Origin of the sequence: Streptomyces sp. NPDC100445 (assembly GCF_044759735.1) — a bacterium.
Classification (GTDB): Bacteria; Actinomycetota; Actinomycetes; order Streptomycetales; family Streptomycetaceae; genus Streptomyces.
In genome coordinates this window covers 82045-95941 of the sequence record NZ_JBIVZV010000013.1, presented here as the reverse complement: position 1 = coordinate 95941, position 13897 = coordinate 82045, and the positions used below count along the sequence as shown (strand labels likewise).

The following is a 13897-nucleotide window of genomic DNA, read 5'->3' as shown; positions in this document are numbered from 1 at the left end:
AGTCAATCGGTTATCGGACCGAAACTTTCGGAGGCACCCGCCATGAGATCCCCGAGGACCCGTTTACGTCGCACGCCCCTCGTATCCCTCGCGTCCCTGCTGACCGGCGTCGCCCTGCTGCTCACGGCACCCGCGGCGCACGCCGCCGACACCCCGCTGCGCGACCTCGCGGCGGCGAAGGGCAAGGTCGTCGGCACCGCCGTCACCGGCTCCCGGCTCACCGGGACCTACGGCGACATCGCCGGGAGCCAGTTCGGTTCGCTCACCCCCGGCAACGCCATGAAGTGGGAGACCGTCGAGCCCGCCCGGAACAGCTTCAACTGGGCCGAGGCAGACCAGATCGTGGCCTTCGCGCAGGCCCACGACCAGCAGGTGCGCGGCCACACCCTGGTCTGGCACAGCCAGAACCCGGGCTGGCTCACCAACGGCAGCTGGACCCCCGCCCAGCTCGGCAGCCTGCTCCAGAACCACATCAGCACCGAGGTCGGCCGCTACAAGGGGAAGATCGCCGCCTGGGACGTCGTCAACGAACCCTTCAACGAGGACGGCACCTTCAGATCGGACCTCTGGTACGACGGCCTGGGCTCCGGCTATATCGCCGACGCCCTGACCTGGGCGCACGCGGCCGATCCGGACGCCAAGCTGTACATCAACGACTACAACGTCGAGGGCGTCAACGCCAAGTCCACCGCCCTGTACGACCTCGTCAGGTCCCTCAAGGAACGGGGCGTCCCGATCGGCGGCGTCGGCCTCCAGGCCCACCTGATCCTCGGCCAGGTGCCGTCGACGCTCCAGCAGAACATCCAGCGCTTCGCCGACCTGGGCGTCGACGTGGCGATCACCGAGCTGGACGTCCGCATGCAGCTGCCGGCGGACAGCGCGAAACTCGCCCAGCAGGCCGCCGACTTCAAGTCCGTCGTGGCCGCGTGCGCCGCCGTGACCCGCTGCGTCAACGTCACCGTCTGGGGCTTCACCGACGCCGACTCGTGGGTGCCGGACACCTTCCCGGGTTACGGGGCGGCGACCCCGTACGACGCGAACTACCAGCCCAAACCGGCCTACCACGGCATCGCGGAGGCGCTGGGCGGCTCCACCACCACCCCGCCCCCGGGCGGCGGCGCCTGCGCGGCCGCCTACAGCGTCACCAGCCAGTGGAACACCGGCTTCACCGGTCAGGTGCGGATCTCCTGCTCCGGCGCCTCCCTCTCCTCGTGGAAGGTGAACTGGAACTACGGCGCGGGCCAGCGGATCACCCAGGCCTGGAACGCCACGTGCACCCAGTCGGGCGCGGCCGTGTCGTGCGCCAACGCCTCCTACGACGGAGTCGTACCGGACGGCGGCTCGGTCACCTTCGGATTCAACGGCTCCTGGAGCGACGGCAATCCGGTCCCGACGGTGACCCTCGGATGAGAATCGCCCGAGAAAACCCGCGTGCGGGGCTCGCGCTGACATCCCGTTCATGATTCGGACGTACGTTCTTGCCGTGACGCGAGACGAGACACAGGGCGACACGGCCGGAACGGCGGGCCGGCGGCGGGCGGTGTTGAGGACCGCCGGTCTGGTCCTGGCGGGCGCGCTGGTCCTCGGCGCGGCCGCCGCGGGCTGGGCGTACCGGCACCTGGACGGCAACATCCGAGGCGTCGACATCGACGGCGCGCTCGGCGACGACCGGCCCGCCCGCGCGGTGACCACCCAGGCCGCCGCGCCGCCCACCGGCTCCCTCGACATCCTGGTGCTCGGCTCGGACTCGCGCGACGGCGCGGCCGACCGGAAGCTGGGCGGCGGCGACAGCTCCGGAGCCCGGTCCGACACCGCGATGGTCGTGCACCTCGACGCGGGCCGGACGAGGGCCACCGTGGTCAGCATCCCCCGCGACACGCTCGTCACCCGCCCGTCCTGCCCGCTCCCCTCCGGCGGCACGGCCCCGGTGGCGTACGGCGCGATGTTCAACAGCGCCTACGCGGTGGGCGGGCCGGTGTGCGCGGTGAAGACGGCCGAGTCCCTGACGCACGTCCGCATGGACCACTACCTGGAGATCGACTTCTCCGGCTTCGCCGGGCTGGTCGACGCGCTCGGCGGTGTCGACGTCACCACCGGCCAGGACATCGACGACGACAAGAGCCACCTGCACCTGAAGGCCGGCACCCACCACCTCGACGGGACGCGCGCCCTGGCGCTGGCCCGCACCCGGCACGGAATAGGCGACGGCAGCGACCTCGGCCGCATCGGCCTCCAGCAGACCCTGGTCAAGGCCCTGCTGACGCGGGTGTCCGCCGCGGGCCTGCTCACCGACCCGGCCCGGCTGTACCGGGTCGCCGACGCCGTCACCGCGAACCTCACCACCGACACCGGCCTGGACTCGCTCGGCGAGCTGACCCGTCTCGGCCGGAGCCTCGGGAACCTGTCCGCCGGCCGGGTGAGGACGGTGACCATGCCGGTCGTCGCGGCCCCCTCCGACCCCAACCGGGTGATCCCGAAGGAGCCGGCGGCGAGCGCGCTGTGGGCCTCCCTGCGCTGACCCGTACAACCTTTCGACCGGGCCGCCGGTCCCAGGGGTGACCACATGTCACCGTTCAACCGGGGGTTCTCCGTTGTTCCGCCTGCGTTCGCACGCCCATTGGGCCCTGCCGCTGTCCCTGGGGCTGACCGCCCTGACCCTCACCGTCCCGGCCGCGTCCGCCGCCCCCGCCGGCAGCGCCCCCTCCGGTGGCACCCGGGCCGGGGCGGCACCGGTCCGTGACGACTTCAACGGCGACGGCTACGCCGACCTGGCCGTCGGTGCGCCCAACGCGACCGTCTCCGGCCGGACCGCGGCGGGCTACGTCTCCGTGATGTACGGCGGCCCGCACGGCCTGTCCACCGGCCACCGCACGATCCTCAGCCGGGCCACCGCCGGCGTCCCCGGCGTCCCCGTCCGGGGACAGCACTTCGGACTCCAGATCTCCGAGGGCGACCTGGACGGCGACGGCTACGCGGACCTCGTCGTCGGCAGCGGTTCGCCGCGGGACGGCGGCGCCGTCGTCTGGGGCGGCCCGCACGGGCTGTCCGGCGGCCCGGCCCTCCCGGCCACCGACACCCAGACCGGCGACTTCGACGGCGACGGACACCTCGACCTCGCCGTGTTCGACGCCGGTTTCGGCGGGGGCGACGACCCGGCCGGCACCACCGCCACGATCTGGAAGGGCCCGCTCCGGCGCACCGGCGCCCCGGCCGCGCGGACCCCGCTCGACCCCGGCCACCTCCAGTACATCGACATCCGCGACGGCGACACAGGTGACATCAACGGCGACGGCCGCAGCGACCTGGTGCTGACCGGCTACTGCGGCGACGGCAACTACTGCGGCACCCTCTACCTGAGCGGCCCCGGCGGCCTCACCCGCGTCGACGACCAGCACCCGGGCGGGGACGGCGCGGCCGCGATCGGCGACCTGAACGGCGACGGCTACGACGACCTGGTCAGCGGCTACCAGGACGACAACGCGGTCTGGGTGATGTACGGCGGCGCCGGCGGGCTGGGCGGCCGGGACACCTGGAAGCGGTTCACCCAGGACACGCCCGGCGTCCCCGGCGGCCGGGAGGAGCACGACCAGTTCGGCCGGTCGGTCGCGGTCGGCGACATCACGGGCGACGGTGTCGACGACCTCGTCGTCGGGGCGCCCGACGAGAACGGCGAGGGAGTGGTGGACGTGCTGCGCGGCAGCCGCTCCGGGCTGACCGGCACCGGTGCCCAGGCGTTCGGCCAGGACACCGCGGGCGTCCCCGGCACGGCCGAGCCGTACGACTCCTTCGGCTACGTCGTCCGGCTGCTCGACGTCAACGGCAACGGCCACGCCGACCTGGCCGCCGCCGCCCCCGGCGAGGACGGCGGCAACGGCGCGGTCTGGGTGCTGCGCGGACGCCCCTCGGGCCTGACCACGGACGCGGCCCTGGCCTTCGGCGGCAAGGCGGTGAAGGCGCCGTACGCGAAGGCGTCGTTCGGCCTCGCCCTGAGGTGACCCCGGGCGCCGCGGGTACCGGCGTCTAGACCGGCCCCCCGACCAGCATGGTCGGGGCGCCGGCGACGCGGGTGAGGAACACCGTCGCCGCGTTCGGCCCCTGCGGCCTGACCTTGCGACGCAGTTCCTCCGGCTCGACCGCGGAGCCGCGCTTCTTCACGGTCAGGGTGCCGACCCCGCGCTCGCGCAGCAGCGCCCGCAGCTTCTTGACGTTGAACGGGAGCCGGTCGGTGATCTCGTAGGCGGAGGCGTACGGCGTGGGCCGCAGCTCGTCGGCGGTGACGTAGGCGATGGTGGGGTCCAGGAGGCCGCCGCCGACCTCCTCGGCCACCTCCGCGACCAGGTGGGCGCGGATCACGGCACCGTCCGGCTCGTAGAGGTAGCGCCCCACCGGCCGCACCCCGGGGTCGGGCAGGCCCCGGCCGATGAGCGTGCGCGGGCCCGGCAGCAGGGTGGCCCGCACGGCACCCGGCGTCCCGGTCCCGAACCACAGCACCGCCTCCTTGACGTCGCCGCCGTCGGAGACCCACTCGGCCTCGGCGGTGTCCGGCACCGCCTCGTGCGGGATGCCCGGGGCGATCTTCAGCGCGGCGCGCGGGGCGCCGGCGGCGGTCCGCACCGCCCAGGACAGCGGCGGCGAGTACGCCTCCGGGTCGAAGATCCGGCCCCGTCCGCCCCGCCGCGCCGGGTCGACGAACACCGCGTCGTACCCGCTGACGTCGACCTCCGTGACGTCCGCCTCGCGCACCTCGATCAGTCCGGCGAGCCCCAGCGTGTCGGCGTTCGCGCGGGCCGCCGCCACGGTCAGCGGGTCCCGGTCCACGGCCAGCACCCGGATCCCGGCCCGCGCGAGGGCGATCGCGTCGCCGCCGATCCCGCAGCACAGGTCGGCGACGGAGGTGACGCCGAGGTCCCGGAACCGCCGCGCCCGGTGCGCCGCCACGGTGGTCCGCGTCGACTGCTCCACGCCGTGGGGGGTGAAGAACATCCGTCCGGCGTCCTCGGCACCGAACTTGGCCGCCGCCCGTTGCCGCAGCCGGGCCTGGCCGAGCGCGGCCGACACCAGGGTGGCGGGGTGGTCGCGGCGCAGCCGGGTGGCGACGGCGAGTTCGTCCGCCGGTGCGGTGTCGCGGACCTCGTCGAGGAGGGCGCGGCCTTCGGGGGTGAGGAGCGGGGCGAGGTCGTTCACCGGCTCATTGTGGGCCAGTCGGTGGATGGTGCGCGTCCGGCGGCGGTGTCGGCCCGGTGCGGCGGCGGGTGCCTGGGAGGATCCGACACCATGCGAGTAGTAGTACAAAATGACAAAAGTCAGACATCGGGTGTGCCGGTCGCCGTCCGCTGCGCGGCCCTCGCGCTGGCCACCGCCGCCCTCCTCACCGGCTGCGCCGACCGCACCGAACCGGCCTCCGGACAGGGCGGTCCCGCCCACACGTCGGACCCCCGGGCCGGGCAGGCCGGCGCACAGGCCCGCCGGACCGCCGAACACGCCCGGCTGGCCGCCGCCGCCCGCCGCTGGGGCCTGGCCCGCACCCCGCTCCCGACCCCGGCCCCGCCCGCGAAGAAACCCGAGATCACCGCCCGTGACGGTTTCGAGGTCGACGGGCAGGAGGAGGACCGGCTCCCCCCGGTCTTCACCACCGTCCCCACCCGGCAGAAGGTCGTCTTCCTCACCATCGACGACGGCGCGGAGAAGGACCCCGCGTTCCTGCGCATGATGAGCGAGCTGAAGATCCCGTACTCGGCCTTCCTCAGCAACTACCTCGTCAAGGAGGACTACGGCTACTTCCGCCGGATGAAGGCCCTGGGCGTGACCCTCAACAACCACACCCTGACCCATCCCTATCTGCCGGGGCTCTCCTACGACGAGCAGAAGCACGAGATCTGCGGCATGCAGGACATCATGAAGCGGGAGTTCGGCAGGGCGCCCACCGTCTTCCGGCCGCCGTACGGCAACTACAACGGCGACACCCTGCGCGCCGCCAAGTCCTGCGGGATCCGCTACGCGCCCATCTGGGACGAAGAGGTCTTCGTGGACCACTGGGAGTACCGCGAGTGGGACCGCAGCCTGCACCCCGGTGACATCGTCCTCACCCACTTCCGGGGCCGGGACGAGTGGAACGGCACGATGGTGGACGACATGCGCCGCTTCCTGGACAAGGTCACGCGCGAGGGCTACGCCGTGGCCCGCCTGGAGGACTACCTGTGAGGCGGCGGGGCCCGGCCGCGGTACTCGCCGCGGCCCTGCTCCTGGCGGGCTGCGCCCCGTCCGTCGACCCCATCGAGCGGCTCGGCAAGAAGGCCGCCGAAGGCGTGCGCCCGCACGGCCCGGCCCCCGACCGCGGCTACCGCCGCTGGGGGCTGGCCGAACCGCTCGCCCGCGCCCCGCTGCACCCCGTCCGGCCGGTCTCCACGCACCCCGGGGCGCACGGCCTGCCCCCGGTGGTCGACCACGTCACCACCCGCGACCGGGTCGTCTTCCTCACCTACGACGACGGCGCCGAACAGGACCCCCGCTTCGTCGACATGGTCCGCGAACTGCGGCTCCCGGTCAGCATGTTCCTCACCGACAGCGTCGCCGGCCCCGGTTACGGCCACTTCGCCCGCCTGCGCGCCCTCGGCGCGGGCGTGGAGAACCACACCCTCGACCACCGGGCGTCGGCCGGCACGCCGTACGCCGCCCAGCGCGCCGAGATCTGTGGCCAGCAGCACCGGCTCCACGCCCGCCTCGGCGTCCGCCCGCGCCTGTTCCGGCCGCCGTACGGCTCCTACGACACCACCACCCTGCGCGCGGCGGCGGACTGCGGCATCACCGCGGTCGTCCGGTGGCGCGCCGCCCTCACCCCGGCCGGCCTCGTCTACACCCACGGCCCGCGCCGACTGCGCGCCGGCGACATCGTCCTGGTGGGCCCGGACGAGTCGCCGGGCCCACCCCTGCGCGAACGCACGGCGCGGGTGCTGCGCACGGCGCAGGAAGGCGGCCTGACCGCCGGACGCCTGGAGGACTACCTCTAGGGCCTCTCGTTCGGATCCTGCCGGGCTCGCGCCCTGGCACCGCGCCTCGCCGCGTCGTCGTCGGTTGCCGTGGCTCCGCCATGACGCCCTCCTCCGCCTTGCGGTCCACGGCACCGGACCCCGCTCCCTGATCCGGCCCGATCCGAACGAAAGACCCTGGCCCGGCTGCCCGCGCGGGAGGCCCCGGAACCCCCGAATCGGAGCGACGCGCCGCGCGCATTGGCACTCCGCTTGACCGAGTGCTAATCGCGGTCATAGTCTCGGCCCTGGCACTCGGCAGTAGAGAGTGCCAACAAAGCGACGGGCAGATCCGGCACCCGCGACGACGGATCGACCTGGTCGCCACCTCAGACAGTCAACCCCGAGATCTCCGAAGGGGGAGGTCGGATCGTGACGACCACCAGCTCCAAGGTTGCCATCAAGCCGCTCGAGGACCGCATCGTGGTCCAGCCGCTCGACGCCGAGCAGACCACTGCCTCTGGCCTGGTCATCCCGGACACCGCGAAGGAGAAGCCCCAGGAGGGCGCCGTCCTCGCCGTGGGCCCGGGCCGGTTCGAGAACGGCGAGCGCCTGCCGCTCGACGTCAAGGTCGGTGACGTCGTCCTCTACAGCAAGTACGGCGGCACCGAGGTGAAGTACAACGGCGACGAGTACCTCGTCCTCTCGGCCCGCGACGTTCTCGCGATCATCGAGAAGTAATCACCTCAAGCACTTCGCTGCTCTGAGCTGCGCCCCTGGTCCCCGCGAATCGACAAGAAGCCGGGCGCCCGGGGCGCAGTCTCTTTTCACCCACTGATTTCGGAGAGGGCTCCCGCTGTCATGGCGAAGATCCTGAAGTTCGACGAGGACGCCCGTCGCGCCCTTGAGCGCGGCGTCAACAAGCTTGCCGACACGGTGAAGGTGACGATCGGCCCCCGCGGCCGCAACGTCGTCATCGACAAGAAGTTCGGCGCCCCCACCATCACCAACGACGGTGTCACGATCGCCCGCGAGGTCGAGATCGAGGACCCGTTCGAGAACCTCGGCGCCCAGCTGGTGAAGGAGGTGGCGACCAAGACCAACGACATCGCGGGTGACGGCACCACCACCGCCACCGTGCTCGCCCAGGCCCTGGTGCGCGAAGGCCTGAGGAACGTCGCCGCCGGCGCCTCCCCGGCCGCCCTGAAGAAGGGCATCGACGCCGCCGTCAAGGCGATCTCCGAGGAGCTGCTCGCCACGGCGCGCCCGATCGACGAGAAGTCCGACATCGCCGCCGTCGCCGGGCTGTCCGCCCAGGACAGCCAGGTCGGCGAGCTGATCGCCGAGGCGATGGACAAGGTCGGCAAGGACGGTGTCATCACCGTCGAGGAGTCCAACACCTTCGGTCTGGAGCTGGACTTCACCGAGGGCATGGCCTTCGACAAGGGCTACCTGTCGCCGTACTTCGTGACGGACCAGGAGCGCATGGAGGCCGTCCTGGAGGACCCCTACGTCCTCATCCACCAGGGCAAGATCGCCGCCATCGCCGACCTGCTGCCGCTGCTGGAGAAGGTCATCCAGGCCGGTGCCTCCAAGCCGCTGCTGATCATCGCCGAGGACGTCGAGGGCGAGGCCCTGTCGACCCTGGTCGTCAACAAGATCCGCGGCACCTTCAACGCCGTCGCGGTGAAGGCCCCCGGCTTCGGCGACCGCCGCAAGGCCATGCTCCAGGACATCGCCACCCTCACCGGCGGCACCGTCATCTCCGAGGAGGTCGGCCTCAAGCTCGACCAGGTCGGCATCGACGTGCTGGGCTCGGCCCGCCGCATCACCGTCACCAAGGACGACACCACGATCGTCGACGGCGCCGGCAAGACCGAGGACGTCCACGGCCGCGTCGCGCAGATCAAGGCCGAGATCGAGAACACCGACTCCGACTGGGACCGCGAGAAGCTCCAGGAGCGCCTCGCGAAGCTGGCCGGCGGCGTGTGCGTCATCAAGGTCGGCGCCGCCACCGAGGTGGAGCTGAAGGAGAAGAAGCACCGCCTCGAGGACGCCATCTCCGCGACCCGCGCCGCGGTCGAGGAGGGCATCGTCTCCGGCGGTGGCTCCGCCCTGGTGCACGCCTCCAAGGTCCTGTCCGGCAACCTGGACAAGACCGGCGACGAGGCCACCGGTGTCGCCGTGGTCCGCAACGCCGTGGTCGAGCCGCTGCGCTGGATCGGCGAGAACGCCGGCCAGGAGGGCTACGTCATCGTCTCCAAGGTCAAGGAACTGGAAGCGGGTCAGGGCTACAACGCCGCCACCGGCGAGTACGGCGACCTGATCAAGGCCGGCGTCATCGACCCGGTCAAGGTCACCCGCTCCGCCCTGGAGAACGCCGCCTCCATCGCCTCCCTGCTGCTCACGACCGAGACCCTGGTCGTCGAGAAGAAGGAAGAGGAGCCGGAGGCCGCGGGCCACGGCCACGGTCACTCCCACTGACCGACCACGCCCCACCGAAGGCCCGGCCCCCTGGGGGACCGGGCCTTCGCCCTGTCCGGCCCGGGGGGCCGGAGGGGACGCGGGCGGCGGGGGCGGCTCGCACCCGCCCGCCTACCGCGGGCCGTACTTGCGTCCGGTCTTGGAGGTGATGCCGCCCAGCAGCACGCGCGGTGTCACCTTCACCAGTCCCATCAGCGCCTTGTACCGGGGGTCCGGGACGGACACCGTCCGGCCGCGCGCGAGGTCGGTCAGGGCCGCCGCGACCAGCTTGTCGGCGTCCAGCCACAGCCAGCCCGGGATGTTGTCCGTGCCCATGCCGGCCCGCTGGTGGAACTCGGTGCGCACGAAGCCCGGGCACAGCGCCATCAGGCGGACCCCGCTGCCGGCCAGGTCCTTCGCCGCGCCCTGGGTGAACTGCACGACCCACGCCTTGGACGCGCCGTAGGTGCCGCGCGGGACGAAGGCGGCCACGGAGGCGACGTTCACCACCCCGCCCCGGCCCCGCTCCCGCATCGCCGCGGTCGCCGCCGAGGTCAGCCGGAGCACCGCCTCGCAGTGCACCTTGAGCATCTTCAGCTCGTCCGGCATGGGCACGTCCAGGTAGCGGCCCTTGTTGCCGAAACCGGCGTTGTTCACCAGCAGGTCGACCGGGTTCTTCCGGTCGCCGAGCCGGTCGGCGACCGCCTCGATGCCCTTGTCCTCGGACAGATCGGCGGTCAGCACCTCCACCTCGATGCCGTGCCGGTCGTGCAGTTCCGTCGCCTGCTCGCGCAGCCGCCCGGTGTCCCGCGCCACCAGGACGAGGTCGTGCCCGTCAGCCGCGAGCCGCCGCGCGAACGCGGCACCGATTCCCGCGGTCGATCCCGTAATCAGAGCCGTTGTCATGGCCCAAGCGTAGTGACCCGCTCCGGCGCCGTCCGCTGCGCGACGGCCCCTCAGCCGCTCCGCTCCGCCAGGTACGCGTGGGCCGCCGCCCGCGTCTGTGCGCGCAGGGCGTCGCCCGCGGCGAGCAGCCCCGGCAGCAGGTCCCGGTCGGTGGTGACCGCCCGGAACTCCAGCGCCGCCGTCACCCCGTGGTCCGGCCGGTGCACGATCTCCACGGCGTCGCCCGCCTGGATCTCACCCGGTTCGATCACCCGGAGGTACGCACCCGACGCGCCCTTCCGGGTGAACCTCCTGACCCAGCCGCGCTCGCCCAGATGGCCCTGGAACGTACGGCACGGAACCCGGCCGGAGGTCACCTCCAGCACCACGACGGGACCGATCCGCCAGCGCTCGCCGATCAGCGCCCCGGAGACCTCCAGGCCGTCCGTCGTCAGGTTCTCGCCGAAGCAGCCGTTGGGCAGCGGCCGGCCGAGCTCGCGCTCCCACGCGTCGAGGTCCTCGCGGGCGAACGCGTACACCGCCTGGTCGTTCCCGCCGTGGAAGCGGCGTTCGCAGACCGCGTCCCCGGCGAGCCCGCTCCCGCCGGTCCCCTTCGGCCCGGGGGCCGCCACCCGCACCGGCCCGTCGACCGGCCGCTTGTCGATACCGGTCAGCCCGTCCGGCTGACCCGTGTAGGGCACGCGCCGGGGGCGGCCCACATTCACCGAGAGCACCTTCATGCCCCGCACGGTACGGGAACGGTGCCCAAAGCGCCGACGCGTGATCGGGGCTCCCGCCCAAGCCTGCCTTATGCTTCAGGGGTGATCGAGGCCCGTCATCTCCGCGTCCTGCGCGCCGTCGCCACCACCGGTTCCTTCTCCGCCGCCGGACGCCAGCTGGGCTGCACCCAGCCGGCGGTCAGCCAGCAGATGAAGGCCCTGGAGACCTCCGTCGGCACCCCGCTGCTGGTCCGCGCCGGCCGGGAGATGCGCCTCACCCAGGCGGGCGAGGCCCTCGTCCGGCACGCCTCGGGCATCCTCGCCGGGCTCACCGCCGCCGAGGAGGAGGTCGCGGCCATCGCCGGCCTGCGCGCGGGCCGGGTGCGGCTGGTGTCGTTCCCCAGCGGCAGCTCCACCCTGGTCCCGACCGCCCTGGCCGCCCTGCGCGCCGCCCATCCCGGCACCCGCGTCTCCCTGGAGGAGGCGGAACCCCCGCGCTCCGTCGAGCTGCTGCGCGAGGGCGACTGCGACCTGGCCCTGGCCTTCCGCTACGAGGGCGCGGCGGTCGCGGAGGACTGGGACGACCTGGTCGTACGGCCCCTGCTGACGGACCGTCTGGTCGCGCTCGTACCCGAACGGCACCGGCTCGCGCGCGCGGAGGCCGTCGCCATCGGCGAGCTGGCCGGCGAGCCCTGGATCGCGGGCTGCCCGCGCTGCCGCGGCCAGCTGGTCGCGGTGTGCGAGAAGGGGGGCTTCACGCCGCGCATCGACTTCGCCACCGACGACTATCCGGCGGTGGTCGGTCTGGTCGGCGCGGGTCTGGGGGTCGCGGTGCTGCCGCAGCTGGCCGTGGAGTCGGTGCGGCCGAGGGGTGCGCGGACGGTGCGGCTGGAACCGGCGGTACGGCGGGAGATCGTCGCCCTCACCCTGCCCGACCTGGCACAGGTGCCGGCCGTGGCGGCGACGCTGGAACAACTGGCCCGCGCGGCCCGGACGGCCGGGCGCGGCTAGGAGCGCTCCGCGACCCGGGAGGTGTCGGGCGGCGTCACGGGCACGCGCGTGTGCCCGCGCGTCTCCTCGGGGAGGATCGGCGCGGCTCCTTGAAGAAACGTTCCTTCAGTTCTCCGGCGTGGTGTCCCCGCTGGTGGTCGACGCCGTCACCAGGCGGTTGCGGGCGCGCCCCATCAGCTCTTCGCGCTCGTCCTCGGTCAGGCCGCCCCAGACGCCGTACGGCTCGCGCACCGCCAGTGCGTGCGCGGCGCACTGCGCACGTACCGGGCATCTCATGCAGACCTCCTTGGCCGAGTTCTCGCGGGCACTCCGAGCCGCCCCGCGCTCGCCCTCGGGGTGGAAGAAGAGCGAGCTGTCCACGCCGCGACAGGCAGCCAGCAGCTGCCAGTCCCACAGGTCCGCGTTCGGTCCGGGAAGGCGGGAGAAATCTGCCATTACGTGACCCCTTGTAGCCGTTCTGGGCGGAAACGGTGCCGACGACCGTACGTGTCCGGTCTAAGGAGATGAAAATATGACTCATTGCGAATCTAGCTCCGGACACTACGAAACGGGAAGAAAAGGGGCCGAATGGGTCATAGGTTGTGATGAAAAGTTGAGAGTCCGACGGGCATGCCTGCACCGTGTCGAAGCCCTCACATAGAGTGCCGAAGACGGCACGCGGCCCCGTAACTCTTTCGAGTGACCGTCGTTGAGAGGGCGGAGGCGGTTGAAGAAACAAGCGCTCGGGCAGGCGTCCGAGACGGTCGACCGCACAGGTGACGATTCCGTACCAGCCTGGAGGCTCAAGGTGACGCGCATCAGCTGCGGAGGGCGGTCATGACATCCGTCCTCGTCTGCGACGACTCCCCGCTTGCCCGAGAAGCGCTCCGCCGCGCGGTCGCGACCGTGCCCGGTGTCGAGCGCGTGACGACGGCGGCCAACGGCGAGGAAGTCCTCCGCCGCTGGGGCGCCGACCGTTCCGACCTCATTCTCATGGATGTGCGCATGCCCGGCCTGGGCGGCGTAGAGACCGTGCGCCGGCTGCTGTCCGCGGACCCGGGCGCGCGCATCATCATGCTCACCGTCGCCGAGGACCTCGACGGCGTGGCCCTGGCGGTCGCCGCCGGTGCGCGGGGCTACCTGCACAAGGACGCCTCCCGCGCCGAGCTGCGGGCCACGGTCACCCAGGCCCTCGCCGACCCCACCTGGCGGCTCGCCCCGCGCCGGCTGCGCTCGGCCGAGATGGGTGCCGCGCCCACGCTCACCGCGCGAGAGATCCAGGTGCTGGAGGGCATGAGTCACGGCCGCTCCAACGCCGAGATCGGCCGGGAGCTGTTCCTCTCCGAGGACACCGTGAAGACCCACGCACGGCGCCTGTTCAAGAAGCTCGGCGCCTCCGACCGGGCCCACGCGGTGGCCCTCGGCTTCCGCTGGGGACTGGTCCGGTAGCGGTGGCCGGCCCCACGGGGCCGTCCCCGCCGGGTTCCGCCCCGTCCCCCGTTCCCCCTGCCGGCTCCCTCGCCGCCGACCGGCCGACCCGATGGCGAAGGGGCCGGCCGGGGTGGCGGAGGGGGCGCGGGCAGGGGACGTCGGGAGAACGGCCGGACGGCGGTGGCCGGCTCCGGTCGCCGTGCCTCGCTCCGGGTTGTCGTGACTCGGCGTGACCCCGTTCGCGGCGCACCGGGCACCGCGGGTGCCCGGCGCGCGCGGCCGTCCCCGCTCACCGGGGTGCGCGGTCCGCGCGGCCGCTCCGGTGCCCCGCCCGGTGCGGTCGATACGGCGGGAACGCCCCGCGCGGACGTGTCCACCGCCGTGGGACGGTCTCCCGCGCCCGCCCCGGGTGGGCGCCGGGTCTCCGTGCCCGTATGGTTTCCC

At 73.0% G+C, this 13897-nt stretch carries 13 protein-coding genes; 9 read left to right on the top strand and 4 right to left on the bottom strand.

Annotated elements, in window-relative coordinates:
• The first annotated feature begins 42 nt into the window (after nt 1-42).
• From ACIQVT_RS27740 to ACIQVT_RS27730, 3 genes are all read left to right on the top strand, one after another.
• Nucleotides 43-1410, top strand: a complete 1368-nt coding sequence (locus ACIQVT_RS27740; RefSeq protein WP_403759704.1) for an endo-1,4-beta-xylanase — start codon at nt 43-45, stop codon at nt 1408-1410.
• 49 nt (nt 1411-1459) lie between these two features.
• Nucleotides 1460-2518, top strand: coding sequence for an LCP family protein (locus ACIQVT_RS27735; RefSeq protein WP_403759701.1), 1059 nt, complete (start codon nt 1460-1462; stop codon nt 2516-2518).
• A gap of 73 nt (nt 2519-2591) precedes the next feature.
• Entirely contained in the window at nt 2592-3995 is a 1404-nt protein-coding gene (locus ACIQVT_RS27730) for an FG-GAP-like repeat-containing protein (protein WP_403759698.1), read from the top strand.
• A 25-nt stretch (nt 3996-4020) separates the two neighbouring features.
• On the opposite strand, the gene ACIQVT_RS27725 is transcribed toward ACIQVT_RS27730, so the two are convergent.
• Entirely contained in the window at nt 4021-5184 is a 1164-nt protein-coding gene (locus ACIQVT_RS27725) for a methyltransferase domain-containing protein (protein WP_403759695.1), read from the bottom strand.
• Between the two features lie 90 nt (nt 5185-5274).
• Between ACIQVT_RS27725 and ACIQVT_RS27720 the strand changes: the two genes are divergently transcribed.
• The 4 genes from ACIQVT_RS27720 to groL all read left to right on the top strand — a co-directional run bounded on the left by ACIQVT_RS27720 (nt 5275) and on the right by groL (nt 9449).
• On the top strand, nt 5275-6201 hold the full coding sequence (locus ACIQVT_RS27720; RefSeq protein WP_403759692.1) for a polysaccharide deacetylase family protein: 927 nt from the start codon (nt 5275-5277) through the stop codon (nt 6199-6201).
• A complete protein-coding gene (locus tag ACIQVT_RS27715; protein ID WP_403759689.1) occupies nt 6198-7007 on the top strand; it encodes a polysaccharide deacetylase family protein in 810 nt (269 codons plus the stop codon). Before ACIQVT_RS27720 ends, ACIQVT_RS27715 begins: the two co-directional genes overlap by 4 nt.
• A 390-nt stretch (nt 7008-7397) precedes the next feature.
• Nucleotides 7398-7706 carry a co-chaperone GroES gene (gene groES, locus ACIQVT_RS27710; protein ID WP_066995800.1) on the top strand — a complete coding sequence of 103 codons (309 nt, stop codon included), beginning with the start codon at nt 7398-7400 and terminating at the stop codon, nt 7704-7706.
• Between the two features lie 120 nt (nt 7707-7826).
• Entirely contained in the window at nt 7827-9449 is a 1623-nt protein-coding gene (groL, locus tag ACIQVT_RS27705) for a chaperonin GroEL (protein WP_403759685.1), read from the top strand.
• Between the two features lie 111 nt (nt 9450-9560).
• Here groL and ACIQVT_RS27700 read toward each other — a convergent pair whose 3' ends face one another.
• Both ACIQVT_RS27700 and ACIQVT_RS27695 read right to left on the bottom strand, forming a co-directional pair.
• Nucleotides 9561-10334, bottom strand: a complete 774-nt coding sequence (locus ACIQVT_RS27700) for an SDR family NAD(P)-dependent oxidoreductase (RefSeq protein ID WP_403759682.1) — start codon at nt 10332-10334, stop codon at nt 9561-9563.
• Between the two features lie 50 nt (nt 10335-10384).
• Complete coding sequence (locus ACIQVT_RS27695) at nt 10385-11053, bottom strand: MOSC domain-containing protein (RefSeq protein ID WP_403759679.1); 669 nt, start codon at nt 11051-11053, stop codon at nt 10385-10387.
• Nucleotides 11054-11134: 81 nt separating this feature from the next.
• Between ACIQVT_RS27695 and ACIQVT_RS27690 the strand changes: the two genes are divergently transcribed.
• A complete protein-coding gene (locus tag ACIQVT_RS27690; RefSeq protein WP_403759676.1) occupies nt 11135-12043 on the top strand; it encodes a LysR family transcriptional regulator in 909 nt (302 codons plus the stop codon).
• 105 nt (nt 12044-12148) lie between these two features.
• On the opposite strand, the gene ACIQVT_RS27685 is transcribed toward ACIQVT_RS27690, so the two are convergent.
• A complete protein-coding gene (locus ACIQVT_RS27685) occupies nt 12149-12478 on the bottom strand; it encodes a WhiB family transcriptional regulator (protein ID WP_403759673.1) in 330 nt (109 codons plus the stop codon).
• A gap of 381 nt (nt 12479-12859) precedes the next feature.
• Between ACIQVT_RS27685 and ACIQVT_RS27680 the strand changes: the two genes are divergently transcribed.
• Nucleotides 12860-13471, top strand: a complete 612-nt coding sequence (locus ACIQVT_RS27680; protein WP_003948568.1) for a response regulator transcription factor — start codon at nt 12860-12862, stop codon at nt 13469-13471.
• The last annotated feature ends 426 nt before the right edge of the window (nt 13472-13897 follow it).

Coding starts and splice junctions, on each gene's coding strand:
- ACIQVT_RS27735 (WP_403759701.1), top strand. CDS start 1,460: ATGATTCGGACGTACGTTCTTGCCGTGACGCGAGACGAGACACAGGGC.
- ACIQVT_RS27740 (WP_403759704.1), top strand. CDS start 43: ATGAGATCCCCGAGGACCCGTTTACGTCGCACGCCCCTCGTATCCCTC.
- ACIQVT_RS27720 (WP_403759692.1), top strand. CDS start 5,275: ATGCGAGTAGTAGTACAAAATGACAAAAGTCAGACATCGGGTGTGCCG.
- ACIQVT_RS27685 (WP_403759673.1), bottom strand. CDS start 12,478: ATGGCAGATTTCTCCCGCCTTCCCGGACCGAACGCGGACCTGTGGGAC.
- ACIQVT_RS27700 (WP_403759682.1), bottom strand. CDS start 10,334: ATGACAACGGCTCTGATTACGGGATCGACCGCGGGAATCGGTGCCGCG.
- ACIQVT_RS27680 (WP_003948568.1), top strand. CDS start 12,860: ATGACATCCGTCCTCGTCTGCGACGACTCCCCGCTTGCCCGAGAAGCG.
- ACIQVT_RS27695 (WP_403759679.1), bottom strand. CDS start 11,053: ATGAAGGTGCTCTCGGTGAATGTGGGCCGCCCCCGGCGCGTGCCCTAC.
- groL (WP_403759685.1), top strand. CDS start 7,827: ATGGCGAAGATCCTGAAGTTCGACGAGGACGCCCGTCGCGCCCTTGAG.